The organism is Actinomadura fibrosa, from assembly GCF_900659615.1.
Lineage (GTDB): Bacteria > Actinomycetota > Actinomycetes > Streptosporangiales > Streptosporangiaceae > Spirillospora > Spirillospora fibrosa.
In genome coordinates, this window is record NZ_CAACUY010000428.1 from 1 (window position 1) to 4,488 (window position 4,488).

At 75.1% G+C, this 4,488-nt stretch carries 1 protein-coding gene and 2 pseudogenes; 2 read left to right on the top strand and 1 reads right to left on the bottom strand.

Going from position 1 to position 4,488, the window contains the following annotated elements; all coding sequences use genetic code 11:
- Together E1300_RS47815 and E1300_RS47820 are read left to right on the top strand one after the other, a co-directional pair.
- Window positions 1–947, top strand: a pseudogene (locus E1300_RS47815) (DNA polymerase Y family protein); the annotation flags it as partial.
- A gap of 12 nt (window positions 948–959) precedes the next feature.
- Window positions 960–4,247: an error-prone DNA polymerase gene (locus E1300_RS47820; protein ID WP_131763884.1), complete on the top strand. Its 3,288-nt coding sequence runs from the start codon at window positions 960–962 to the stop codon at window positions 4,245–4,247.
- 152 nt (window positions 4,248–4,399) lie between these two features.
- Here E1300_RS47820 and E1300_RS47825 read toward each other — a convergent pair.
- Window positions 4,400–4,488: pseudogene (locus E1300_RS47825) on the bottom strand (IS5/IS1182 family transposase); the annotation flags it as partial.

A 4,488-nucleotide genomic window follows, 5' to 3' on the forward strand; every position in this document is an offset into this window, starting at 1 on the left:
CGCCCCGCGCCTCCGAAGGCCGCCGCCCCCGCCGCGGAGTAGTTCCGCACGTCCGCGCCGCGGCCGACCTGTCCGCGCGCACCGGCTTCGACCCGCCCGCCGCGCACGCCGACCAGGTCGTGTTCGCGGCGAAGCGGCTGGCGGGCGAGCTGCACGAGGGCCTCGCCGCGGACGGGCTGACCTGCGTCCAGCTGGAGGTCGGGATCGGGTTCGCGGACGGGCACGTCCTGCGGCGGCTCTGGCGGCACGACGGGCGGCTGTCCGCGCTGGCGGTGGCGGAGCGGGTGCGGTGGCAGCTGTCCGCGTGGCGGAGCGGACGCCCCGTCGCGGGCACCGACCCCGACGGCGTGGAGGCGCCGCCCGCCGAGGACGAGGCCGTCTGGGGCGGCGTGACCTGGCTGGAACTGGCCCCCGACCAGCTCGTCCCGGACGCCGGGCGGCAGGAGGCGCTGTGGGGCCGCACCACCGTCACCGACCGGATCGCGCGGGCCGCCGACCGCGTCCAAGGCCTGCTGGGCCACTCCGCGATCACCCGCCCCGTGCTGACCGGCGGGCGCGGCCCCGGCGAGCGGGTCGCGAAGGTGCCGGTCGGCGACCTGCCGCCCGCGGACGTCCCGGACGGGCCGTGGCCGGGCCGCGTCCCGGATCCCGCGCCCGCGCTCGTGCCGCCGTCGCCCCCGGCCGCCGCGGTGATCGACGCGTCGGGCGCGCCGGTGGCGGTGTCGGCGCGCTGCGCGGTGTCGGCCCCGCCCGCCGCCGTCTCCGTGGATGGCGGCCCCGCCGCGCCCGTGACCGGCTGGACCGGCCCGTGGCCCGCCGACGAGCGCTGGTGGGACCCGGCCCGCGCGCGGCGCCGGGCCCGCTTCCAGGTCGTCACCGGCGACGGCATGGCCTACCTCCTCGCGGTGGAGCGCGGGAAGTGGCACGTGGAGGCGGCGTATGACTAGGGGAACCGCCTGATGGGGTGGCACAATCCGCCGATCCCCTGGCGGGAGCTGGAGAAGCGGCTGTCCTGGAAGCCGTCGGGTACGGCGACCGAGGCGGGCGAGGCTCCGCGGACGGAGCGCGCGGCGCCGCCCGTGCCCGTCGCGGCGCCCCGGGACGTCCCGTGGGCGGAGCTGCACTGCCACTCCTCGTTCAGCTTCCTGGACGGCGCGAGCGACCCGGGCGCGCTGGTCGCCGAGGCGACGCGGCTCGGCGTCGAGGCGATGGCGATCACCGACCACGACGGCATGTACGGCGCGGTGCAGTTCGCGCAGGCCGCGGAGGAGGCCGGGATCGCCACGGTGTTCGGCGCCGAGCTCGGCCTCGGGATGCCGGGGCCGCGAGCCGGGGAGCCCGACCCGGCCGGGCGGCACCTGCTCGTCCTCGCGCGCGGCGCGCAGGGCTACGCCCGGCTCTGCTCGGCGATCACGGCGGCGCAGCTCGCCGGGGGCCGGAAGGGCCGTCCCGTCTACGACCTGGAGGCGCTCGCCAGAGCCCACGACGGGCACTGGGCGGTGCTCACCGGCTGCCGTAAGGGGCCGGTCCCGGCGGCGCTGGAGGTCGGCGGCCCGGACGCGGCCGAGCGCGAGCTGCGCCGCCAGGTCGAGATGTTCGGGCGCGGCAACGTGTTCGTGGAGCTGGTCGACCACGACCAGCCGGACGACGACCAGCGCAACGACCTGCTGTTCGCGCTGGCCGCCCGCGTCGGCGTCGGCGCCGTCGCGTCCAACAACGTGCACTTCGCCGCGCCCGGCCCGGACGCCCGGCTCGCGCAGGCGCTCGCCGCCGTCCGGGCCCGCCGCGGCCTCGACGACATGGTCGGCTGGCTGCCCGCCGGAGGCACCGCCCACGTGCGCGGCGGCGCCGAGATGGCGGCCCGCCTCGCGCGCTTCCCCGGCGTCCGCGAGCGGACGGTCGAGCTGGCCCGCGCCTGCGCGTTCGAGTTCGGCGTCGTCGCGCCGCGGCTGCCCGACTGGCCCGTCCCGGACGGGCACACCGAGGCGAGCTGGCTGCGGCACCTCGTCAAGGAGGGCGCGGCGAAGCGGTACGGGCCGCCGGACGCCGAACGGGTCTCCGGCGCCTACGCGCAGATCGCCAAGGAGCTGGACGTCATCGAGCGGCTCCGCTTCCCCGGCTACTTCCTGATCGTCCACGACATCGTGGAGTTCTGCCGGGAGAAGGGCATCCTGTGCCAGGGACGCGGGTCGGCGGCCAACTCCGCGGTCTGCTACGCGCTCGGCATCACCGGTGTCGACGCCGTCCGCCACGGCCTGCTCTTCGAGCGTTTCCTGTCCCCCGGACGGGACGGCCCGCCCGACATCGACCTCGACATCGAGCACCGGCGCCGCGAGGAGGCCATCCAGTACGTCTACAAGAAGTACGGGCGCGAGTGCACCGCGCAGGTCGCGAACGTCATCAGCTACCGGCCGCGCATGGCCGTGCGGGACGCGGCGCGCGCGCTCGGCTACTCCCCCGGCCAGCAGGACGCGTGGTCCAAGGGCATCGACACCCGCGACCCGGTCGGCACCGAGGCCGACATCCCCGCGCCCGTCCGGGAACTCGCCGACCGGATGCTGACGCTCCCCCGGCACCTCGGCATCCACTCCGGCGGCATGGTGATCGCCGACCGCCCCGTCGGGGAGATCTGCCCGATCGAGTGGGCGTCGATGGCCGACCGCAGCGTCCTCCAGTGGGACAAGGACGACTGCGCGGCGGCCGGGCTCGTGAAGTTCGACCTGCTCGGCCTCGGCATGCTCGCGGCGCTGCACGACTGCTTCGACCTCGTCGCCGAGCACCACGGCCCCCGCTACGACCTCCAGTCGATCCCGCCGGAGGACCCCCGCGTCTACGACATGCTGTGCGACGCCGACACCGTCGGGCTGTTCCAGGTGGAGTCGCGGGCCCAGATGGCGACGCTGCCCCGCCTCAAGCCCCGCGAGTTCTACGACCTGGTCGTCGAGGTCGCGCTGATCAGGCCGGGCCCCATCCAGGGCGGCTCCGTCCACCCGTACCTGCGCCGCCGCAAGGGGCAGGAGCCGCCGGCCTGCCCGCACCCGCTGATGGAGCCCGCCCTGTCCCGGACCCTCGGCGTGCCGCTCTTCCAGGAGCAGATGATGCAGCTCGCCGTGGACTGCGCGGGCTTCACCCCCGCCGACGCCGACGAGCTCCGCCAGGCGATGGGCGCCAAGCGCGCCCCCGAGCGCGTCGAACGGCTCCGCCGCCGCCTGCTGGACGGCATGGCCGCCCGCGGCATCCCCGAGGACGCCGCCGAGGACGTCTACGAGAAGATCCTCAGCTTCACCGGGTTCGGGTTCCCCGAGTCCCACGCGCAGAGCTTCGCCCACCTCGTCTACGCCAGCGCCTACATGAAACGCCACTACCCGGCCGCGTTCACCGCCGCGCTCATCCGCAACCAGCCGATGGGCTTCTACAACCCGCAGAGCCTTCTGGGCGACGTCCGCCGCCACGGCGTCACCGTCCGCGGCGTGGACATCAACGCCAGCGACGTCTACCCCACCCTGGAGGAGCCCCTCCCCCCGACCTGCGCCCACCCGCACGGGCCGGACGACCCCCAACCGGCCATCCGGCTCGGCTTCGCCGGGATCCGCAACTTCGGCACCGACCAGGCGGAGAAGATCGCCGCGGGCCGTCCGTACACGGACATGGAGGACCTCGCGCGGCGCGTCCCCCTCTCCGCCGGAGCGCTGGAGGCCCTCGCCACGGCGGGCGCGTTCGACTCGTTCGGCCTGTCGCGGCGGGAGGCCCTGTGGGCGGCGGGCGCCCTCGCCGGCTCGGGCCCCGGCCAGCTGGAGGGCGTCACCCCGGGCACGGCCGCGCCCGCCCTGCCCGCCATGACGCCGATCGAGGAGACCATCGCCGACCTGTGGGCCACCGGCGTCGCCCACACCCACCCCATGGCCCACGTCCGCGCGTCGCTGGACGAGCTCGGCGCCCTGCCGTCCGAGCGGCTCCCGGACGTCCCCAACGAGACCAACGTCGTCGTCGCCGGGCTCGTCACCCACCGCCAGCGCCCGCCGACCGCCGGCGGCATCGTCTTCATGACCCTGGAGGACGAGACCGGCCTCATCAACGTGACCTGCCCGCCGCAGATCTTCCAGCGCTACCGCGCCCTCGCCGTCGACTCCCAGGCCCTCCTCGTCAGCGGCCGCCTGGAACGCGCCGACGACGTCACCAGCATCCGAGCCACCCGCCTAGCCCGCCTCCCCGTCCCAGGAAAAGTAAAAGCAAGAAACTTCCATTAGAGCCGGGCAGTAACCCCAAACGATCAAGGACCCGAGCGTTGCGATCGCGTGCGAAGCCAGTGCCGAGCTTGCGAGGCACTGATCGCGCAGTGAGCCGCCAGGCGAGCCGGAGCGATGCAGCGATCGCCGCAACGCCCGTTTAAGACGACATCTCATTTGGTGAGTCGGCGGTGACAGATCAGGGCGGCGGCGATGCCGACGAAGGCCAGGAAGTGCTCGGGTTTGCGTTCGTAGCGGCGGT